Origin of the sequence: Duganella fentianensis, assembly GCF_964031615.1 — a bacterium.
Classification (GTDB): Bacteria; Pseudomonadota; Gammaproteobacteria; order Burkholderiales; family Burkholderiaceae_D; genus Rugamonas; species Rugamonas fentianensis_A.
In genome coordinates, this window is record NZ_CAXIQN010000013.1 from 223,388 (window position 1) to 244,452 (window position 21,065).

Below are 21,065 nucleotides of genomic sequence, written 5' to 3' on the forward strand. Positions count from 1 at the left end.
TCATGCTCAATCCGCAACTCAATAAACACGGCGAACTACAGCACCTGCTGTCGATCGAAGGGCTGCCCAAGTCTATCCTCAACCACATACTCGACACGGCTTCTTCCTTCGTCGGCATTTCCGACCGCGACGTGAAGAAGGTGCCGCTGATGCGCGGTAAATCGGTGTTCAATCTGTTCTTCGAGAACTCGACCCGTACCCGTACCACGTTCGAAATCGCTGCCAAGCGCCTGTCGGCCGACGTGATCAACCTGAATATTCAGGCTTCCTCGGCCAGCAAGGGCGAATCGCTGCTGGACACCATCGACAATCTGTCGGCCATGCACGCCGATATGTTCGTGGTGCGCCACGCGCAATCGGGTGCGCCTTACCTGATCGCCAAGCACCTGCAGGATAGCGGCCAGTCGCACGTGCACGTGGTGAATGCCGGTGACGGCCGCCACGCTCACCCGACTCAGGGTCTGCTGGATATGTACACCATCCGCCACTATAAGAAGGACTTCACCAATCTGACGGTGGCCATCGTGGGCGATATTCTGCATAGCCGCGTAGCCCGTTCCGATATTCATGCGCTGACCACGCTGGGCGTGCCGGAAGTGCGCGCCATCGGCCCGCACACGCTGCTGCCCGGTGGTCTGGAGCAGATGGGTGTGCGCACCTTCACCAATATGGATGAAGGCCTGAAAGGCGTGGACGTGATCATCATGCTGCGTCTGCAGAACGAGCGCATGAGCGGCGCGCTGCTGCCATCGGCACAGGAATACTTCAAGAGCTACGGTCTGACGCCGGAACGTCTGGCGCTAGCCAAGCCGGATGCCATCGTGATGCACCCGGGCCCGATGAACCGCGGGGTGGAAATCGATTCGGCCGTGGCCGACGGCCCGCAGGCCGTGATACTCCCGCAGGTCACTTTCGGTATCGCAGTACGGATGGCAGTAATGAGCATAGTCGCAGGGACGCAAGCATGAAACTACACATTAAAAACGGCCATCTGATCGATCCGGCCAATGGTATCGACGCCCAGCAGGATCTGTTTATCGACGCCGGCAAGGTGGTTGCCGTGGGCGCCGCGCCAGCCGGCTTCGTCGCCGAGCAGACTATCGACGCCAGCGGTCTGGTAGTAGCACCGGGGCTGGTGGATCTGTCGGTACGCCTGCGCGAACCGGGCTACGAATACAAAGCCACGCTGGAATCGGAACTGCAGGCGGCTATGCAGGGCGGTGTGACCAGTCTGGTGTGCCCGCCGGATACCGATCCTGTACTCGATGAATCGGGTCTGGTAGAGATGCTCAAGTACCGCGCCAAGACGCGCAATCAGGCCAATGTGCACCCGCTGGGCGCACTGACGGTCGGCCTGAAAGGCGAGGCGCTGACGGAGATGGCAGAACTGACGGAAGCGGGTTGCATCGGCTTCTCGCAGGCGGAAGAACCGATCGAAGACACCACCGTGCTGCTGCGCGCACTGCAGTATGCCAAGACTTTTGATTACACCGTGTGGTTGCGTCCGCAGGATGCCCACATTGGCCGTGGCGGTATCGCGGCGAGCGGTGCAATCGCTTCGCGTCTGGGTCTGTCCGGCGTGCCTGTAATGGCCGAGACCATTGCGCTGCACACCATCTTCGAACTGATGCGCGCTACCGGCGCCCGCGTCCACCTGTGCCGTCTGTCGTCGGCGGCCGGCATCGAACTGGTACGTCAGGCCAAGCGCGAAGGTCTGCCGGTCAGCTGCGACGTTGGTGCCCATCACGTGCACCTGACCGATGCCGACATCGGTTTCTTCGATTCGAATGCGCGCCTGACGCCGCCGCTGCGCAGCCAGCGTGACCGCGATGCGATCCGCCTTGGTCTGCTCGATGGCACGATCGATGCGCTGTGCTCGGACCATACCCCGGTGGATGATGATGAAAAACTGCTGCCGTTCGGCGAAGCGTCGGCCGGTGCCACAGGGCTGGAACTGCTGCTGTCGCTGACGCTGAAATGGGCCAACGACTACGCCGCCACGCAGGCTGCGGGCGGTGCCCGTCCGCTGGCGCGCGCGCTGGGTCTGATTACCTCGCAAGCGGCCAAGGTAGCTGGACTGTCGGCCGGTACGCTGTCGGTCGGTGCCAACGCCGATGTCTGCATCTTCGATCCGGAAGCGCATTGGACGGTGCAAGCGGGCGCGCTGGCTAGCCAGGGCAAGCATACGCCTTTCCTCGGCTATAACCTTGCAGCGCAGGTGCAGACCACCATCGTGGCAGGGCGCGTAGCCTTCCAGCGCAAGCCTGCCTGACCGTGTGGGTGGCATGAAACTGCTGACGATCTTCCGCATCGTGCGGGTGCTGCTGCATGTCCTCAAGGGGATGCTGGTGTGCGCTGTGGTGTTCCCCTGGCTGGATCATGCGGCGCGCAATGCGCATATCTGCCGCTGGTCCACCCGTGTGCTGGCGCTGTTCAATGTAACGGTGCGCCAGTCGGCGACCAGTGTACCGGTGCTGGAGACGGCAGTGGTGGTGGCCAATCACATATCGTGGCTGGACATCTTCGTGATTCTTAGCCTGCACCCTAGCCATTTTGTCGCCAAGGCCGAGATCCGTTCGTGGCCGCTGGCGGGCTGGCTGGCGCAGAAGGCCGGTACGGTGTTCATTTCGCGCGGTAGCCGGCGCGATCTGCGGCATATCTTCAAAGGGCTGGTGCACAGCCTGCAGAAGGGCGAGCGGGTGGCCTTTTTCCCCGAAGGGACGACGGCAGCGCAAGGCACGCTGCTGCCGTTTCACGCCAATCTGTTCGAAGCGGCGATCGATGCGCATGTGCCGGTGCAGCCGTTTGCGCTGTCCTATCAGGGCAGCGATGGTGGCCACCATCCGTCGGTGGACTTTATTGGCGAGATGACCTTTGCCGAGAGTATCGCGCTGATACTGAATGGCCCGCCCGTGCAGGCGACGCTGGATATTCTGGCGCCTATCAGCAGCGCGGGCGCGCACCGGCGCGAGCTGGCGCAAGCGGCCGAGCAGGCTGTGGCAACGGCACTGGGCGTGCCCGCGCCGAGCGTATCGGCCGCAACGCCCGCTACGACGGATTAGGCTTTCGCCAATATCTAGCCAGCGGCCTGCTTGCCGCTGTGCTGCTGGAATTCCGGACACTGGGCCTGCAGCAGGCTGCGATCCTGCAGGCAGACGGCGGACAGCTGACCGCCCCAGACGCAGCCGCTATCGAGGCCGATCACGTCCGGCCGCATGATCAGTCCCAGCGCTGACCAGTGGCCGAATACCACCGTCTGGCTAGCGCTACGCCGTGCCGGTACATCGAACCACGGCATCAGACCGGAATCCGGATCGGCCGTGCCGCTATCCTTGATCTTGAAGTCCATCACACCGTCGGCGCTGCAGAAGCGCAGGCGCGTCATGGCATTGATGATGCAGCGTAGCCGCTCGGCGCCCTGCAGACCGTCATGCCACTGGTCAGGCTGATTGCCATACATCTGGGCCAGAAACTCCGCCAGATCTTCGCTGCGCAGCATCTGTTCCACTTCGGCCGATAGGGCCAGTGCCTGCGCGCCATCCCATTGGGGCAACAGCCCCGCATGTACCAGCAAGTGGTCATCAGCCTCGAGTGCCAGCGGGCGCTGGCGCAGCCAGCCTATCAGGTCATCGCGGTCGGGTGCGGCCAGTATCTGGTCCAGCGTATCGGAAGCGTGGGCGGGACGGATGCCGTAGGCCACGGCCAGCAGATGCAGATCATGGTTGCCCAGCACGCTGTCGATGCGGCCGTGGCTGTCCAGCGCCAGTTGCCGCACATAGCGCAGGGTGGCGAGCGAATCGGGGCCACGGTTGATCAGGTCACCGGCGAACAGGATGCGCACATCGGGCGTACCGGCATGGGCCTGTATGCGCGCCACCATGTCGCGCGCCTGCTGGTGGCAGCCCTGTAAATCACCGATTACGTAGGTTTTCATGGGGGTAATCTCGGGTTCGTTGCGAGGCAAACTGGTTTACTCTGTTAATCGGGTGCAGAGTATCGATATTTGCCCGATATGGCGTAGCTTTCACATAAAATGATGCCTACTCCTCTTTTGACTCTTGCTGCGGGATACTAAATGATTTTTGTGACTGGTGGGGCGGGTTTCATAGGCTCGAACTTTGTGCTGGACTGGCTGGCCCAGTCGGACGAGCCGGTGATTAACTACGACAAGCTGACCTATGCCGGCAATCTGAATAATCTGGCGTCGCTCAAGAATGACAGTCGCCACATCTTCGTGCGCGGCGACATCTGCGATCAGGCGCAGGTGCTGGCGCTGTTCCGCCAGCATCAGCCGCGCGCCATCGTGCACTTTGCGGCCGAGAGCCATGTGGACCGTTCCATCCTCGGCCCCGGCGAGTTCATCCAGACCAACATCAACGGTACCTTCAGCTTGCTGGAAGCAGCGCGGGCCTACTGGTCGGAACTGCCGCAAGCCGAGAAGGCCGCGTTCCGTTTCCTGCACGTTTCCACTGACGAGGTGTACGGTACGCTGGGGCCGGACGATGAACCGTTCAGCGAAACCACGGCGTTTGCACCGAACAGCCCTTATTCGGCCTCGAAAGCAGCATCCGACCATCTGGTGCGTTCCTACCACCACACTTACGGCTTGCCGACGCTGACCACCAATTGCTCGAATAACTATGGTCCGTATCACTTCCCCGAGAAGCTGATTCCGCTGATCATTGCCAATGCGCAGGCGGGCAAGCCGCTGCCCATCTATGGCGATGGCCAGCAGATCCGCGACTGGCTGTACGTGAGCGACCACTGCGCTGCTATCCGCCGCGTGCTGGAAGCTGGCCGTCTGGGCGAAACCTATAACGTGGGTGGCTGGAACGAAATGGCCAACCTCGATGTAGTGCATACCTTGTGCGACATGCTGGATCAGCTCAAACCTAAGACCGATGGCAGCAGCTATCGGGCCCAGATCACCTACGTCAAGGACCGTCCCGGTCACGACCGCCGCTACGCCATCGATGCCCGCAAGCTGGAACGCGAGCTGGGCTGGAAACCGGCCGAAACCTTCCAGACCGGCATCGCCAAGACCGTGCAGTGGTATCTGACGCATCAGGACTGGGTAACGGATGTGCAGTCCGGCAGTTATGCCAAGTGGGTAGAAACCAATTACTTTAATCGCGAAGGCTAGCCATGAGTACGACCACTCCTCGCCGCAAAGGCATTATTCTCGCCGGTGGTTCGGGCACCCGTCTGTATCCGATTACCATGAGCGTGTCCAAGCAGTTGCTGCCGATTTACGACAAGCCCATGATCTACCACCCGCTGACGGTGCTGATGCTAGCTGGTATCACGGAAATTCTGCTGATTTCCACGCCGCAGGATACGCCCCGTTTCCGCGATCTGCTCGGTGATGGCAGTCAGTGGGGTCTGCAGCTGAGCTATGCGGTACAGCCTTCGCCCGATGGTCTGGCGCAGGCCTTCATCATCGGCCGCGAGTTCGTCGGCGATGCACCGTCGGCACTCATCCTTGGCGACAATATCTACTACGGTAACGACCTCGACGCACTGCTGCGCCATGCCACCGAGCAGACCGATGGCGCTACCGTGTTTGCCTATCACGTGCAGGACCCTGAACGTTATGGCGTGGTGGAGTTCGATGCCAGCCATCAGGCTGTGTCGATCGAGGAAAAACCGCTCAAACCGAAGTCGAATTATGCGGTGACGGGGCTGTATTTCTACGATAATCAGGTGTGCGACATCGCTGCCGGCATCAAGCCGTCGGCACGGGGCGAGCTGGAAATTACCGACGTCAATCGCGTCTATCTGGAAAAGCAGCAGCTCAATGTGGAAGTGATGGGGCGCGGTATGGCGTGGCTCGATACGGGTACCCATGAATCGCTGCTCGATGCTTCGCAGTTTATCGCCACCATCGAAAAACGCCAGGGCCTGAAAGTGGCTTGTCCGGAAGAGATCGCCTACCGCAAAGGCTATATCGATGCTGCCCAGCTGCGCAAACTGGCCGAACCGCTGAAGAAAAATAACTATGGTCAGTACCTGCTGCAGATTCTTGAAGATAAGGTTGTACCGCGATGAAAGTGATTCCTACGCCGCTGGAAGGCGTACTGCTGCTGGAGCCGAAAGTATTCGGCGACGAGCGCGGTTTTTTCTTCGAAAGCTATAACGGTCGCCGCTTTACCGAACTGACGGGCGTGGAAACGGCTTTCGTGCAAGATAACCATTCCCGTTCGCTCAAGGGCGTGCTGCGTGGTATGCACTACCAGATCCGGCAAGCGCAGGGCAAACTGGTGCGTGCCACGGCCGGCAGCGTGTTCGATGTGGTGGTTGATCTACGCAAGAGTTCGCCCACCTTCGGCCAGTGGTTCGGCGCAGAACTATCGGCCGAAAACAAGCTGCAGATGTGGATACCGCCGGGCTTTGCGCATGGCTTCATGGTCACCAGCGATGCCGCCGAGTTCCTCTATAAGACCACGGATTACTGGGCGCCCGAACACGAGCGTTCGATCCTGTGGAATGATCCGGCCATCGGCATACAGTGGCCGCAGCTGGGTATGCAGCCGCTGCTGTCCGGTAAGGATCAGGCAGCAGCCTTGCTGGCCGATGCCGAGGTGTTCGCATGAAAATCCTGCTGACGGGTAGCACAGGGCAGGTAGGCTATGAACTGGCGCGCAGCCTGCAGGGCGTGGGCGAAGTCGTGGCGGTCGACCGTCAGCAGATGGATCTGGCTGATCTGGATCAGGTGCGTAGTGTGATCCGTACCGTGCGGCCACAGATGATCGTCAATCCCGCCGCTTATACGGCGGTGGATAAAGCCGAGAGCGAGCCGGCGCAGGCGTTCCGCGTCAATGCCGAAGCACCGGCCCTGATGGCTGAAGAAGCCCGCACGCTGGGCGCCTCCATGGTGCATTACTCGACTGACTATGTGTTTGATGGCACGGTAGCGGCAGCACGGGCGGAAGATGATGCGACCGGTCCCCTGAATGTGTATGGCGCCAGCAAACTGGCCGGCGAGCAGGCCATTGCTGCGGCTGGCATTCCCCATCTGATCTTCCGTACCAGCTGGGTGTATGGCATGCGTGGCAAGAATTTTTTACTCACCATGCTGCGGCTGGCGCGCGAGCGCGACGAGCTACGCGTGGTGGCAGACCAGCATGGTGCGCCCACATGGAGCCGCACCATCGCCGACGTGACGGCACAAGTGCTGGCCCAGGCTCATGCGGGCGGGCGCGAGTGGTGGGTGCAGAACCGCGGAGTCTACCATCTGACGGCGCAAGGCCAGACCACCTGGTATGACTTCACCCGCGCGATTCTGGCCGAGGCGGGCATCGATTGCCGCGTGCTGCCGATTACCAGCGCCGAGTACCCCGTACCGGCACGCCGGCCCGAACATTCCGTACTGTCCAGCGAAAAGCTGATGACGCGTTTCTGTCATTTGCCTGATTGGCAACATGCGCTGCAGTTGTGCATGCGCTAGCCGCTTGCCTCCTTCCTTCCAGATGTATCCTTTGGTAAGCAAGCCCGCTCCGCAGGCGGCGGGCTGCTATCATGCCGCCGCCCGCGCGTTGCAAAACCGTGGCGAGCGGTAGCGATTCGTGCGCGCGGGATGGCTAAAAGCCGGTTTCTGCGGCTGAATCCGGTACAATCGCGTGTCAGTCTGGCGGCACAGAGCGCACGAGGCTCTGGCTGGCAGCCAGTCCATTTACTATAAAAATATGTTTTCCTTCCTCCTGAGCTTTGTTGCCTCTGCATTGCTAACCCTGCTGGTGATCAAAGAAGCGCGCTTGCACGGTCCGGCGCTGGACACCGATTTCATGGGTGTGCAAAAAGTTCACGCACACCATGTGGCGCGCATCGGAGGGTTGTCGATTTTTCTGGCGGTCGCACTGAGTTCCCTGATCTCGCTGTGGCGGGTGCCGGCCATGACTTACTGGCTGCTGGCGCTGCTGGGCTGTTCCTTCTTCGCCTTTGTGGGCGGCATTGTGGAAGACTATACGGGCAAGGTGAGTGCTGGCCGGCGGCTGGTGCTGACCATGATAGCGGCGGCCATGGGCTATTTTCTGCTCGATGCGCGGGTGGACAGGCTGGACTGGTTGTTTTCCTCGTGGATGTTGCCCTATATGTGGCTGACTCTGCCGCTGACCGTGCTGGCCGTGGCCGGCATCGCCAATGCCGTCAACATCATCGACGGCTTTAATGGCCTCGCCAGCGTGGTGGTGATCTGCATGCTGCTCTCGCTCGGTTACGTGGCGTTGCAAGTCAACGATATGTTTGTGCTGATTGCGGCCCTGATGGTGGCCGGTGCCACCGCCGGCTTCCTGATCTGGAACTATCCGGTGGGAATGATCTTCCTCGGCGATGGCGGTGCCTACTTCATCGGCTTCATGCTGGGCGAACTGGCGCTGCTGCTGGTGATGCGTAATCCGCAGGTGTCCACGTGGTACGCGGCACTGCTGCTGATCTACCCGACCTTTGAAACGTTGTTCTCGGTGTACCGGCGCATGTTCGTGCGGGGCAAATCGCCCGCCATGCCGGATGGTATCCACCTGCACAGCCTGATTTTCCGCCGCATCGTGCAGTGGGCCGTGGGGCGCAAGGAAGCCCGTGCGCTGATCCGGCGTAATTCCATGACCTCGCCTTACCTGTGGCTGTTCTCGCTGATGGCGGTGATACCGGCCACGGTGTTCTGGCGCCATACGTGGATACTGATACTTTCCTGTATACTATTTATTATCAGTTATATATGGATTTATCTGCGCATCGTGCGCTTCAAAGCGCCGCGCTGGATGATCCGGCATAAAAAATCCTGAGTGGCTGGCACGGTCCCTTCCAATCTTTTACTCTGATCGATACATCATGGTTCCAATCTCCTCGTCTATTTTCAAGGCTTACGACATACGCGGCATCATCGACAAAACGCTGGACGCCGGCGTGGCGCACAAGATCGGTCAGGCCTTCGGTCAGGCCGCGCTGGCCAAGGGCGAGCGCACGGTCGTGATAGGCCGTGATGGCCGCCTGTCCGGCCCATCGCTGGCCGCAGCGCTGGCACAGGGCCTGCAGGCCGCCGGTGTGAATGTGATCGATCTGGGTGTAGTGGCGACGCCTATGGTGTACTTCGGCACCAATGTGCTGGGCGCAGCGTCCGGCATCATGGTCACGGGCAGCCACAATCCGCCTGATTACAATGGCTTCAAGATGGTGCTGGCTGGTGAAGCTATCCACGGCACCGCCATTACTGCCCTGTACGACGCCATCGTGGCACATGACGGCAGCAGCGCCGCTACTCCGGGCAGCTACAGCACCTACGATATCCGCGCCCAGTACCTCGAGCGCATCATCGGCGACGTCAAACTGGCCCGTCCGATCAAGATCGCGGTCGATTGCGGCAACGGCGTGGCCGGTGCTTTTGCGCCGGACCTGTTCCGCGGCATGGGCTGCGAAGTGATTGAAATGTTCTGCGAAGTCGATGGCAACTTCCCTAATCACCACCCTGATCCGGCCCATCCGGAAAATCTGCAGGACCTGATCCGCATGCTGCAGGACACCGACGCCGAACTGGGTATCGCCTTCGATGGTGACGGCGACCGTCTGGGCGTGGTCACCAAAGATGGCCAGATCATCTACCCAGACCGCCAGATGATGCTGTTCGCGGCCGACGTGCTGACCCGTCATCCGGGCGAACAGATTCTGTACGATGTCAAATGCACGCGCCATCTGGCTCCGTGGATCAGCAAGCACGGCGGCGTACCGCTGATGTACAAGACCGGTCACTCGCTGGTGAAAGCCAAGCTGCGCGAAACAGGCGCCCCGCTGGGCGGCGAAATGAGCGGCCACATCTTCTTCAAGGATCGCTGGTACGGTTTTGACGATGGCCTGTATTCCGGTGCCCGTCTGCTGGAGATCCTGACCCGCGAAACCGATCCTTCGGCCCTGCTGAATTCTCTGCCGCAGTCGGACAGCACGCCGGAACTGCACCTGCACCTGAACGAAGGCGAAAACGTCAAGCTGATGGACCAGCTGCGCAGCAACGCCGAATTCCCCGGCAATCAGCAGATCATCACCATCGACGGCCTGCGCGTGGAATACGAAGACGGCTTCGGTCTGGCCCGTTCGTCCAACACCACGCCGGTGATCGTGATGCGCTTTGAAGCGGAAACGCCGGCTGCGCTGGCGCGCATTCAGGGCCAGTTCAAGAGCGTGATCCTGGCCGCTAAGCCGGACGCCCATCTGCCATTCTGACGCCATGACTGCAACCACCACCGGCAGCAAGCCGTTAAACATTCTGCTGGTGCGCGTCTCCTCGCTGGGTGACGTGCTGCATAACCTGCCGATGGTGGCCGACATCGCCCGCCACTACCCCGACGCGAATATCGACTGGGTGGTGGAAGAGGGCTATGTCAGTCTGGTGCGGCTCAATGCGCGGGTACGCAACATCATTCCGTTTGCGCTGCGGCGCTGGCGCAAGAGTCTGGGCAAGCCAGAAACCCGCGCCGAAATGAAAGCCTTCTGGCGCACCCTGCGCCAGCAGCAGTATGACTATGTATTCGATACGCAGGGTCTGCTCAAGACGGGCGTGATCATGGGCGCGGCGCGCATAGTGCCGGGTGGCCGCAAGGTCGGCCTTGCCAACGGCAGCGAAGGCTCGGGCTACGAAGGCATCTCGCGCATCTTCCATAACCTCAGTGTGCCGACTGACCCGCGTACCCATGCGGTGGCACGGGGCCGTATCGTGGCCGGTGCGGCGCTCGGTTATGCGGTCGATACGCCGGCCGATTTCGGCCTGCCTGAAGTGTCGCCCGAGGAGCCACGGCCCGACTGGATGCCGGCCGAACCGTATGCCGTGTACTTCCATGGCACGGCGCGCGACGCCAAAAAGTGGGCGCCGGAAAACTGGATCGCACTGGGGCGCGAACTGGCGCCTATGCCTATTCTGCTGCCATGGGGCTCGCCGAAAGAGCTGGCGGAAGCGCAAGCGCTGGCCGCTGGTCTGCCGAATGCCCGTGTGCTGCCCAAGCTGTCCATGGCCGACGCCATGCTGCTGGCCCGCCATGCGGGACTGGTAATCGGTGTCGATACAGGGCTGACCCATATTGCAGCGGCCTTTGTGCGCCCGACCGTGGAAATCTACGCCGATTCGCCGCGCTGGAAGACCGAAGGTAACTGGTCGCCGCGCATTCTCAATCTGGGCGATCAGGGCACGCCGCCTTCGGTTGCCGAGGTACTGGCTGCCGCCCGCACACTGCTGGCGCAAGGCTAGGAACTGCTGGCACGACTATGCGATTGATTTATTCCTTACTCTGGTGGCTGGCACTGCCACTGGTGCTGACCCGTCTGTGGCTGCGCGGCCGCAAAGAACCCGGCTACCGCCAGCACTGGGGCGAGCGACTGGGCTTCTACGGCACGCCCGATGCAGACGCAGGGCAGGTGCTTTGGGTGCATGCCGTATCGGTGGGTGAGACCCGTGCGGCTGAGCCGCTGGTGGATGCTTTGCTGGCGGCCTATCCCGCTAGCCGCATCATCCTCACCCACATGACGCCGACGGGCCGCGCGACTGGCAAAGCCCTGTTTGTCCGCCATGGCGCGCGTCTGCAGCAGGCCTATCTGCCGTATGACACGGCCACAATGGTAGGTCGCTTCATCCGTCATTTCCGTCCCGCTGTGTGCATCCTGATGGAGACGGAAGTCTGGCCGAATCTGATCGCCGTCTGCGGTGCGCGCAAGGTGCCGGTGGTGCTAGCCAATGCCCGCCTGTCCGAACGCTCGCTGCGCAAATCGCGCCGGCTAGGTTCGCTGCTGCTCGACGCAGCGCGCGGCATTACGCTGGTGGCAGCACAGACGCAGGCCGATGCCGAACGCGTGCGCTCGCTAGGTGTGGCGCGGGTTGAAGTCACGGGCAGTATCAAATTCGATGTGGTGGTCGCACCAGCCGCGCTGGAGATCGGCGCCCGTCTGCGTGCCGCGATTGGCCAGCGCCCTGTGCTGCTGTGCGCCAGCACGCGCGAAGGGGAAGAGGAGCTGATACTGGCTGCATTCATGCAGGCGCGAGCCAGTCTGCCAGCTGATGTGCTGCTGCTGATCGTGCCGCGCCATCCACAACGCTTCGCCGATGTAGAAGCACTGATCGCTGCTCGCGGCCTGAGCGTGCAGCGCCGTAGCGCACTGGCGCTGACGCCCGAATCCGCCGCGCCGCAAACCGTTGACGCTGCACGTACTGCCACAGTAAGTGCCGATACCGATGTGCTGCTAGGCGATTCGATGGGCGAAATGTTCGCTTATTACGCCGCCTGCGATTGTGCGTTCGTGGGCGGCAGCCTGTTGCCGCTGGGCGGGCAGAATCTGATCGAACCGGCTGCGCTGGGCAAGCCTGTGCTGATCGGTCCGCACACCTTCAACTTTGCACTGGTGACGGAAGATGCGCTGGCCGCCGGTGGCGCCGTGCGCATAGCCGACGCCGCCGAATTGATGCTGACTGCGGCGCGCCTGCTGAACGACGGCGCAGCCCGCGACAGCATGGGCCAGCAAGCGCTGGCCTTCGCCAACCAGCACCGCGGCGCCACCGCCCGCACGCTGGCCTTGCTGCCTGAACTGATCGCGCCACCGCAGCGCTAAATGCCGAAAATTTCCTCGCTTCGCTAGCGGTAGTCTGCGCTGGATTAAGGGCAGCCACTGTAATCGGCCTATAATTCCAAGATGACTAAGCCAACTATCCCCAGCAGCAGCTTGCCAGCTTCGATGCCGGAGCAAGGGGAGGCTGCTGTGCAAAATCACGCAGAGCAGCGTTTACAAGCTTTGATTCTGGATGGGATCGGAAGTGGGCCAGGGGTTGAGACCACTATTGCTGAACTTAGTGCGGAATTGCGCCAGCGTCTGAAGTCTAGGGCATAGTGCAGTGAAGTTCCGACTCACTCCACTCGCTCGAAGCGATGTTGTGGGCATCACGGAATTTTATGGCAACCTATCCACTATTCTGGGCGAGCACTTCATTAATGAGCTGGAAGGTGCTTTGCAGCTGCTTTGCCGTCAGCCGGAGCTAGGATCCCAGCGCTATGCCCACTTGCTGCCGGATCGCTCACTGCGCATGTGGCAACTCGACCACTTCCCTTTCTTGCTGTTCTATCGAATCGATGGCCAGATCGAGGTGCTGCGGGTGCTACACCGGCGGCGCGCGCTAACGCCTAAATTGATGCCTGATTGAGATCAGGGGAACAGCACCGGCAGTTCCTGGGCGCGCTTGCGCAGCAGGTTGCGGGCTTCTTCGTATTCGGGATAGATCAGGCCCACGTTGTGCCAGAAGCGGGCGCTGTGGTTCATTTCGAGGATGTGCGCCAGTTCGTGCGCAATCACGTAGTCGATCAGCGGTAGCGAGAAGTGGATCAGCTTCCAGTTCAGGCGGATCTTGCGTTCGGCCGTGCACGAGCCCCAGCGCGTGCCGGCGGAGGACAGACCGAAAGCGCTGTAGCGCACGCCGAGCCGCTCGGCATACAGGTCGAGCCGCTGCACGAATAGCTGCTTGGCCTCCTGCTGATACCATGCCTTGACGCGCTCCTTGAGCAGTTCTTCCGTCGCTCCCGGCACGAGGATCATGGTCAGGGTGCGCGTGCTTGCATCGTAGCTGGCGCGGTTACGGCCGCCCACCAGCAGGCGCAGGCTGATATCGCTGCCCAGATAGGGCAGCTTGGCACCATCTATCCATTCCACCGGCGGCTTCTCCAGCCGTGCGGCGCGGCGCTCGCGCCGCTCTTTCAGTTTGCTCAGTATCCAGTGCTGTTTGGTGTGGATGGCGTTGTCGATTTCGGCGATGCTGATGCGCTTGGGCGCGGTCACGCGCAAACCCTCATCGTCGATCATGAAGCCGATCGAACGACGAGTAGAACGGCGCAGCGAATATTCCAGCACGAAATCACCAACCAGTAGCTGGCGTTTGGGCGGTTGATCAGTTGCGGGAGGTGTAGCGGCACGCGGCTTGAGCGGAACCGCAGTCTGGGGCGGCGCAACGTAGGGAGAAACGGGTGGTGGCTGGCGCGGCGTGCCACCGGATGGGGTAGTCCATACCGGTTCGGTATAGACGGGCCGCGCAGTCGCTGCTTCGCGGCCGAACAGATCGAGCTGGCTGGTGTCCGGCTTGGCCGGCTGCACCAGCGTCGCCAGATCGTCTAGCCAGCGTTGTAGACGTGGGGCGAAATGACGCGCATTTCTGATTCTATCCAATTTTCCACCTGTTGCATCATCGCTTCCGGAGTCTGGCCTTCCGGTGAAATCGGTTTGCCTATCGATACTGTAACAAGACCGGGGCGCTTGATGAAAGAGTTTTTTGGCCAGCATTCGCCGGAATTATGCGCAATCGGTATGACCACGGCGCCCGTTTCGATGGCGAGGCGGGTGCCGCCGCTTTTATACTTGCCGGCCTGACCGACAGGGATGCGGGTACCTTCCGGGAACATGATGATCCACTGGCCGTCGGCAAGGCGGCGTTTGCCGTGACGGACCACGTGCTGGAACGCGTTCTTACCCTGCGAGCGGTCGATCGGAATCATGCGCAGCAGCGCCATGGCCCAGCCGAAGAAGGGAATGTAAAGGATCTCTTTTTTGAACACGAACACCAGCGGGCGTGGCAGGTTAGGCAGCAGGAAGATGGTTTCCCATGCCGACTGGTGCTTGGCCAGTACTACTGCCGGTGCGTCGGGGAAGTTTTCTGCACCTTTCACTTCGTAGCGGATGCCGCAGATGACTTTCAGGCACCAGATCATGAAGACGTTCCAGCGCGCCGTCACGTAGAAGCGCTGGTTGTACGGCAGCGGCGCGACGAGGAAGCACACGCAGGCCCAGACGATGGTGGAGATCACCATGATGATGGTGAAAATCAGGGAACGCAGAAACAGTACGGGATGACCCAATGCAGACTCCAAAAACAGTTTAGCTAGCCGAGGCCGAGGCAGCGGCTTCGTTACTCTTGAGCAGATGGTTGACCATGGCGGCGAGGTCGGGGAAGACCATGGTGCCGGGCGGCAGACCGCCGGTAGCCTGGGTCTTTTCGCCTTTGCCAGTCAATACCAGATAGGGGATGCAGCCGCTCACAAAGCCGGCCTGCAGATCGCGCAGCGAATCGCCCACAGTGGGCACGCCTTTCAGGCTGATCTTGTAGCGCTGCGAGATTTCCGTGAACATGCCCGGCTTCGGTTTGCGGCAATCGCAGTTGTCGGCACCGGCGTGCGGGCAGAAGAAGATGGCATCAATGCTGGCGCCTACCTGCTGGGCCAGATTGTGCAGCTTCTGGTGGATGGCGTTGAGGGTGGCCATGTCGAACAGTTCGCGCGCAATGCCGGACTGGTTGGAGGCCACCACCACCTTGTAGCCCGCCTGATTCAGACGGGCGATCGCTTCCAGCGATCCGGGTACAGGGATCCACTCGGCCGGCGATTTGATGAAGTCCGGCGAGTCGTGGTTGATTACGCCGTCGCGATCGAGAATGATCAGTTTCATGGACGGCGTTCCCATTTAGGCCGCCAGCTTGGAAATGTCGGCCACGCGGTTCAGCATGCCGTGCAACGACGACAGCAGCGCCAGACGGTTGTTACGCAGCGCCACATCTTCTGCCATCACCATCACGTCGTTGAAGAAGGCATCAACGTCGTCACGCAGCTGGGCCAGCGTTTTCAGCGTGCCCGTGAAGTCGCCTTGGGCGAAAGCCGCATCGACTTCCGGCAGCACGCGCACTACGGCCGCGTGCAGGTTCTTCTCGGCCACGTCCTGCAGCAGCGCGCTGTTCACACCGGCACCGCCGGTAGCAGCCAGCGCTTCTTCGTTCTTCTTCAGGATGTTGGTGATACGCTTGTTGGCAGCGGCCAGCGAGCTGGACTCCGGAAGCGCAGCGAAAGCCTGTACCGCTTCCAGACGCTGCACGATGTCGTCCAGACGGTCCGGATTCTGTGCCACCACGGCTTCGATCTCGTTCGGCGAGAAGCCCCGTTCGCGCAGGATGCCGCGCAGACGGTCGATCATGAACACGGTCACTTCGGCCGATGGGTCTTTGAAACCGGCCACATCGCCGAACAGGGCAGCGGCTTGCGCCAGCAGCGTGCTGATGGCCAGCGGCAGACGTTTTTCGATCAGCATGCGCAGCACGCCCAGTGCATGGCGGCGCAGTGCGAACGGATCTTTGTCGCCGGTCGGTGCCAGACCGATGGCCCAGATGCCGACCAGCGTTTCCAGCTTGTCGGCCAGTGCCACGGCGGTGCCGGTCACGGTCGAAGGCAGCGCGTCGCCAGCGAAGCGTGGCTGGTAGTGCTCGGAAGCGGCCAGTGCCACATCTTCGTGCTCGCCGTCGTTGCGGGCGTAGTAGGTGCCCATGATGCCTTGCAGCTCAGGGAATTCACCCACCATTTCCGTGACCAGATCGGCCTTGGACAGTTTGGCAGCGCGGGTCGCCAGTGCAGCGTCGCCGCCGATGGCACCAGCGATGAAGGCAGCCAGCTTGGCCACGCGCTCGCCACGGGCAGCCTGGGTACCCAGTTTGTTGTGGTAGACGATTTTTTCCAGCAGCGGCAGACGCGATTCCAGCGTCTTCTTGCGATCCTGCTCGAAGAAGAATTTGGCGTCGGACAGACGCGGACGCACCACGCGCTCGTTACCGTCGATGATGGCGGCCGGCGTATCGGTGGCGATGTTGGAAACGATCAGGAAGCGCGAGCGCAGCTTGCCGTTGCTGTCCGTCAGAGCGAAGTATTTCTGGTTGGTTTGCATGGTCAGGATCAGACATTCCTGCGGCACGGCCAGATATTCTTCCTCGAATTTGCATTCGTAGACCACTGGCCATTCAACCAGCGCGGCCACTTCGTCCAGCAGAGCTTCCGGCATCAGCACGGTATCGGCACCGGCTTTAGTCAGCAGTTCGGCGCGGATTTTTTCCTTGCGTTGTTCGACGCTGGCCAGCACTTTACCGGCGCTTTCCAGCGTGGCGGCGTAGCTGTCGGCATCGGCGATGGTGACCATGCGCTGACCCGGCGCGGTCAGGAAGCGGTGGCCTTCGCTGACGTTGGAGGCGGTCAGACCCAGCAGGGTGAGCGGAATCACGGTCGAACCGTGCAGCGCGATCAGGCTGTGTGCAGGACGCACGAACTGCACGGTGCTGCCGTCAGGACGCTGGTAGCTCATTACTTTCGGAATCGGCAGCTTGGCCACGGATTCTTCCAGCGCGGCCTGCAGGCCGCTTTGCAGCGCGCTACCGGCTGCCGTGTAGGTGTAGAAGAAGCTTTCGGCCTTGCCGTCTTGCGCGCGTTCCAGATCGGCCACTTGCAGGTCAGGGAAGCCCAGCGCGGCCAGTTTCTTGGCCAGCGGTGCGGTCGGGTTGCCACTGGCATCGAGTGCCACGGCGACCGGCAGCACTTTTTCGCGGATCGATTTATCGGGCGAGGTGGCGCGCACTTTGGTGATGGACACGGCCAGACGGCGTGGCGAGGCGAACGGGGTGGCAACGCTGTCGGCTTCGAGGAAGTCGCGCGATTTCAGGCCGTTGACGATGCCGGCGGCGAACGCTGCGCCCAGTTTGGCGAGCGCCTTCGGTGGCAGTTCTTCGGTCAGCAGTTCGATGAGCAGAGTTTGAGTCATAGGATATATACGGTTTATTCAGCGGCGGCAGCGCTAGCCTGGGCAGGCAGCATAGGGAAGCCCAGACGTTCGCGCGAATCGTAGTAAGCCTGTGCAACCAGACGCGACAGGGCGCGTACACGGCCGATGTAGGCCGCGCGTTCCGTCACGGAGATGGCGCCACGGGCGTCCAGCAAGTTGAAGCTGTGCGACGCTTTCATGATCTGCTCGTAGGCTGGCAGAGTCAGCTGGGCTTCGATCAGGCGCTTGGCTTCCGATTCGTGATTGTTGAACTGGGTGAACAGCAGCTCCGTGTTCGAGTGCTCGAAATTGTAGGCCGATTGTTCCACTTCGTTCTGGTGGAACACGTCGCCGTATTTGAGCACCTTGGTCTCGCCGTTTTCTTCCCAGGTGGTCCAGATCAGGTCGTACATATTTTCTACGCCCTGCAGATACATGGCCAGACGCTCGACACCGTAGGTGATTTCACCGAGTACGGGCTTGCAGTCCAGACCGCCCACTTGCTGGAAGTAGGTGAACTGGGTCACTTCCATGCCGTTCAGCCAGACTTCCCAGCCCAGACCCCAGGCGCCCAGCGTCGGCGATTCCCAGTCGTCTTCGACGAAACGCACGTCATTCTGTTTCAGATCCAGACCCAGCGCTTCCAGCGAACCCAGATACAGGTCGAGGATGTTTTCCGGTGCCGGCTTCATTACCACCTGATACTGGTAGTAGTGCTGGCCACGGTTAGGATTTTCGCCATAACGGCCATCTTTCGGACGGCGCGAAGGCTGCACATAGGCAGCGCGCCAAGGTTCCGGGCCGATCGCGCGCAGGAAGGTGCCGGTGTGGAAGGTACCCGCACCCACTTCCATATCGTAGGGCTGGAGCAGGGCGCAGCCTTGCTTGTCCCAGTAGGTTTGCAAGGTCAGGATAATTTGTTGAAATGTCAGCATCTTGTGTCGTCAGTGGCGCGGCCTGTGGGCGCGCAGTGTGAGGTTCGCTAAAAAAACAATTTTAGCGGGTTTTACTAGGAGCCTGTAGAGATTAAGCGGCTTTTGGCCCCTTTTTTGTGCGCTGCGACCAAAACCATGCCGCTCCCAGCGACATGGCGGTGAGCAGCAGCAACAGGCGGTTGCCCCAGAGAATGTAAGGGGTGTTGCCCTGCATACCTTGCACGCGGGCGGCTAGCGTGCCGGTCTGGTTGACCGGCAATTGATGCAATACCTGTCCACGGCCGTCAATCACCGCCGTGGCGCCCGTATTGGTGGCGCGCAGCATGGGACGGCCCGTTTCCAGCGTACGCATCTGCGAGATCTGCAAATGCTGGGGAATGGCGATGGTATCGCCAAACCATGCGAGATTGGAAACATTTAGCAAGATGGTAGCAGCTTGCTGGCCGGCGGCGGGCTGATGCAGTTGCGCGGCGATTTCTTCACCGAACAGGTCTTCGTAGCAGATATTCGGCAGCACGCGCTGGTCGCGCACGTTGAAAGCGGGCTGGATGGCTGCACCACTGGTCTGGTCACCGAGCGGAATGGCCATCAGATCGACGAACCAGCGGAAGCCCAGCGGGATGAATTCGCCAAATGGCACCAGATGGTGTTTGTCGTAACGGTAATAGGGCTGCTGGGGCTGGCCGGTGATGCCCAGCACGCTGTTGAAATAAGCGGTCTGGCTATCGGCCACGGGGATGCCGAGGATGAGCTGGCTGCCGGTGCTCTTGAGGAACTCCATCACCGTCGGCAGATAATCGGTCGGCAACTGCTGCGGCAGCATGACGATGGCCGTTTCCGGCGTAGCGATCAGGTCAGCCGGTGCCTCCATGATGGCGCGCTGGTACTGGGTGATGGCGGCGGCGACATGGGCGCCATTGAATTTTTCATCCTGCGGCACATTGCCTTGCAGCAGGCGTACGCTGATGGGCTGGCCTTGCGGCGTGGTCCATTGCACCAGTGTCAGGGCGGCGCCTCCGGCCAGCGCAGCGACGGCCGTGCCGGCAGCGATCCAGCGCGTGCGGTGGAAAGTCAGCAGCAGGGCACCAGCCAGCGTGGCGGCCAGCCAGCCCAGACCGTACATGCCGATCAGCGGGGCAAAGCCGGCCAGCGGGCTGTGGTTGTGGGCGTAACCGGCCGACAGCCACGGGAAGCCTGTGAATAGCCAGCCACGCAGCCATTCGGCCAGCGTCCAGCAGGCCGGCAGCACGAGCAGATTGGCGGCAGCCAGCGGCAGCGCCCAGCGCTGGCGCAACCATGCTGCCGCGCCCATGGCCAGCGCAACGTACAGACCCATGCCAGCGGCCAGCAGTAGCACGGCCAGTGCAGCCAGCGGTGCGGCCATGCCGCCATAGGTATGCAGGGAAACGTAGAGCCAGTGGGTGCCGGCAGCAGTCCAGCCGAGCCCGAAAGCCCAGCCGATCAGGGCAGCGCTTTTCACGCCGTCGCTGCGTAACACTTGATAGAACAGCGTGGCCAGGCCCATGATCTGCAACGGCCACCAGCCGAACGGGGCAAAGGCGAATACGCACAGGGCACCGGCGATGGCCGTGATGCTCATGCGGCCGCGGGTGGATCGTTGCGGCCGTGGCTGGTTCGGGTCGGTACGGCGAAAACGCATCAGGCGTCGTCGTCTGCCGCGCTGGCAGGCGGCAGTTTTTCTACCAGCAGCACGTGGATCTGGCGGGCATCAGCGCGCAACACTTCGAAACGCATGCCTTCATAGTCGAACACGTCGCCTTTGTGCGGCATACGGCCCAGATGATTGGCGACCAGGCCACCGATGGTATCGACGTCATCATCAGGCAGGGCGGTATCGAGCGCTTCGTTGAACTGGGTGATCTCGGTCAGCGCCTTGATGCGCCAGCGCGGGCCATGGGCGCCTTCCTTGATCGACAGGATGTTATCTTCTTCTTCGTCGAAATCGTATTCATCTTCGATGTCGCCGACGATCTGTTCCAGCACGTCTTCGATCGTGATCAGGCCGGCCACGCCGCTGTATTCATCGACCACGATGGCCATGTGGTTGTGGTTGGCGCGGAAATCGCGCAGCAGCACGTTCAGGCGCTTGGATTCGGGAATGAAGATGGCAGGGCGCAGCATGTCGCGCACGTCGAACGATTCTTCGGCGTAGTAGCGCAGCAGGTCTTTGGCCAGCAGGATGCCGATCACCTTGTCACGCTCGCCTTCAATCGCGGGGAAGCGCGAGTGGGCCGTCTGCAGCACGGTGGGCAGCCATTCTTCTATCGGTTTGGCGATATCGATCACGTCCATCTGGGAGCGGGGAATCATGATATCGCGGGCAGACAGATCGGAAACCTGGAACACGCCCTCGATCATCGACAGGGCGTCGGCATCGATCAGGTTGCGTTCGTGGGCGTCGTGCAGAACTTCCAGCAGTTCGGCGCGGTTCTCTGGTTCGGGGGAAATCAGTGCGGTCAGGCGTTCAAACAGTGACCGGTGGGGTTTAGCGTCAGTCTTGACGCTACTAGAGTGCTCTTGCATAGGAGGCGTGAG

General features: G+C 61.3%; 20 protein-coding genes. 12 read left to right on the plus strand and 8 right to left on the minus strand.

The window, feature by feature from the left end; translation table 11 throughout:
- Nucleotides 1-2: 2 nt before the first annotated feature.
- From ABNT42_RS09045 to ABNT42_RS09055, 3 genes are read left to right on the plus strand one after another with little or no spacing between them, the layout of a single operon-like run.
- Entirely contained in the window at nt 3-968 is a 966-nt protein-coding gene (locus ABNT42_RS09045; RefSeq protein WP_155432900.1) for an aspartate carbamoyltransferase catalytic subunit, read from the plus strand.
- Nucleotides 965-2,272, plus strand: coding sequence for a dihydroorotase (locus ABNT42_RS09050; RefSeq protein ID WP_348696342.1), 1,308 nt, complete (start codon nt 965-967; stop codon nt 2,270-2,272). The genes ABNT42_RS09045 and ABNT42_RS09050 overlap by 4 nt, the downstream gene beginning before the upstream one ends.
- Nucleotides 2,273-2,285: 13 nt before the next feature.
- Nucleotides 2,286-3,062 carry a 1-acyl-sn-glycerol-3-phosphate acyltransferase gene (locus tag ABNT42_RS09055; protein WP_348696343.1) on the plus strand — a complete coding sequence of 259 codons (777 nt, stop codon included), beginning with the start codon at nt 2,286-2,288 and terminating at the stop codon, nt 3,060-3,062.
- Between the two features lie 14 nt (nt 3,063-3,076).
- On the opposite strand, the gene ABNT42_RS09060 is transcribed toward ABNT42_RS09055, so the two are convergent.
- Nucleotides 3,077-3,934, minus strand: a complete 858-nt coding sequence (locus tag ABNT42_RS09060; protein ID WP_348696344.1) for a symmetrical bis(5'-nucleosyl)-tetraphosphatase — start codon at nt 3,932-3,934, stop codon at nt 3,077-3,079.
- Between the two features lie 141 nt (nt 3,935-4,075).
- Between ABNT42_RS09060 and rfbB the strand changes: the two genes are divergently transcribed.
- The 9 genes from rfbB to ABNT42_RS09105 all read left to right on the plus strand — a co-directional run bounded on the left by rfbB (nt 4,076) and on the right by ABNT42_RS09105 (nt 13,165).
- On the plus strand, nt 4,076-5,143 hold the full coding sequence (rfbB, locus tag ABNT42_RS09065) for a dTDP-glucose 4,6-dehydratase (protein ID WP_348696345.1): 1,068 nt from the start codon (nt 4,076-4,078) through the stop codon (nt 5,141-5,143).
- 2 nt (nt 5,144-5,145) lie between these two features.
- The gene (gene rfbA, locus ABNT42_RS09070) at nt 5,146-6,048 is read left to right on the plus strand and encodes a glucose-1-phosphate thymidylyltransferase RfbA (protein ID WP_348696346.1); all 903 of its coding nucleotides are present in this window, start codon (nt 5,146-5,148) and stop codon (nt 6,046-6,048) included.
- Nucleotides 6,045-6,593, plus strand: a complete 549-nt coding sequence (rfbC, locus tag ABNT42_RS09075) for a dTDP-4-dehydrorhamnose 3,5-epimerase (protein ID WP_348696347.1) — start codon at nt 6,045-6,047, stop codon at nt 6,591-6,593. Before rfbA ends, rfbC begins: the two co-directional genes overlap by 4 nt.
- Nucleotides 6,590-7,447, plus strand: coding sequence for a dTDP-4-dehydrorhamnose reductase (rfbD, locus tag ABNT42_RS09080; protein ID WP_348696348.1), 858 nt, complete (start codon nt 6,590-6,592; stop codon nt 7,445-7,447). Before rfbC ends, rfbD begins: the two co-directional genes overlap by 4 nt.
- Before the next feature lie 238 nt (nt 7,448-7,685).
- Nucleotides 7,686-8,780 carry a glycosyltransferase gene (locus ABNT42_RS09085; protein WP_348696349.1) on the plus strand — a complete coding sequence of 365 codons (1,095 nt, stop codon included), beginning with the start codon at nt 7,686-7,688 and terminating at the stop codon, nt 8,778-8,780.
- Nucleotides 8,781-8,826: 46 nt separating this feature from the next.
- On the plus strand, nt 8,827-10,209 hold the full coding sequence (locus ABNT42_RS09090) for a phosphomannomutase/phosphoglucomutase (protein ID WP_348696350.1): 1,383 nt from the start codon (nt 8,827-8,829) through the stop codon (nt 10,207-10,209).
- A 4-nt stretch (nt 10,210-10,213) separates the two neighbouring features.
- Nucleotides 10,214-11,227 (plus strand): lipopolysaccharide heptosyltransferase I, encoded by a 1,014-nt coding sequence (gene waaC, locus ABNT42_RS09095; RefSeq protein ID WP_348696351.1) that lies wholly within the window; start codon nt 10,214-10,216, stop codon nt 11,225-11,227.
- Between the two features lie 17 nt (nt 11,228-11,244).
- Complete coding sequence (waaA, locus tag ABNT42_RS09100; protein WP_348696352.1) at nt 11,245-12,579, plus strand: lipid IV(A) 3-deoxy-D-manno-octulosonic acid transferase; 1,335 nt, start codon at nt 11,245-11,247, stop codon at nt 12,577-12,579.
- A 280-nt stretch (nt 12,580-12,859) separates the two neighbouring features.
- On the plus strand, nt 12,860-13,165 hold the full coding sequence (locus ABNT42_RS09105) for a type II toxin-antitoxin system RelE/ParE family toxin (RefSeq protein WP_348696353.1): 306 nt from the start codon (nt 12,860-12,862) through the stop codon (nt 13,163-13,165).
- 2 nt (nt 13,166-13,167) lie between these two features.
- Here ABNT42_RS09105 and ABNT42_RS09110 read toward each other — a convergent pair whose 3' ends face one another.
- The 7 genes from ABNT42_RS09110 to ABNT42_RS09140 all read right to left on the minus strand — a co-directional run bounded on the left by ABNT42_RS09110 (nt 13,168) and on the right by ABNT42_RS09140 (nt 21,053).
- Nucleotides 13,168-14,178, minus strand: coding sequence for a SprT family zinc-dependent metalloprotease (locus tag ABNT42_RS09110; protein ID WP_348696354.1), 1,011 nt, complete (start codon nt 14,176-14,178; stop codon nt 13,168-13,170).
- Nucleotides 14,124-14,864, minus strand: coding sequence for a lysophospholipid acyltransferase family protein (locus tag ABNT42_RS09115; protein WP_348696355.1), 741 nt, complete (start codon nt 14,862-14,864; stop codon nt 14,124-14,126). Before ABNT42_RS09115 ends, ABNT42_RS09110 begins: the two co-directional genes overlap by 55 nt.
- Nucleotides 14,865-14,883: 19 nt before the next feature.
- Nucleotides 14,884-15,450 (minus strand): D-glycero-beta-D-manno-heptose 1,7-bisphosphate 7-phosphatase, encoded by a 567-nt coding sequence (gene gmhB, locus ABNT42_RS09120; protein ID WP_348696356.1) that lies wholly within the window; start codon nt 15,448-15,450, stop codon nt 14,884-14,886.
- Between the two features lie 15 nt (nt 15,451-15,465).
- Complete coding sequence (glyS, locus tag ABNT42_RS09125) at nt 15,466-17,574, minus strand: glycine--tRNA ligase subunit beta (RefSeq protein WP_348696357.1); 2,109 nt, start codon at nt 17,572-17,574, stop codon at nt 15,466-15,468.
- 14 nt (nt 17,575-17,588) lie between these two features.
- On the minus strand, nt 17,589-18,509 hold the full coding sequence (glyQ, locus tag ABNT42_RS09130) for a glycine--tRNA ligase subunit alpha (protein WP_348696358.1): 921 nt from the start codon (nt 18,507-18,509) through the stop codon (nt 17,589-17,591).
- A 91-nt stretch (nt 18,510-18,600) separates the two neighbouring features.
- Nucleotides 18,601-20,169 (minus strand): apolipoprotein N-acyltransferase, encoded by a 1,569-nt coding sequence (lnt, locus tag ABNT42_RS09135; protein WP_348696359.1) that lies wholly within the window; start codon nt 20,167-20,169, stop codon nt 18,601-18,603.
- Nucleotides 20,169-21,053 carry a transporter associated domain-containing protein gene (locus ABNT42_RS09140; protein WP_348696360.1) on the minus strand — a complete coding sequence of 295 codons (885 nt, stop codon included), beginning with the start codon at nt 21,051-21,053 and terminating at the stop codon, nt 20,169-20,171. The genes lnt and ABNT42_RS09140 overlap by 1 nt, the downstream gene beginning before the upstream one ends.
- Between the last annotated feature and the right edge of the window lie 12 nt (nt 21,054-21,065).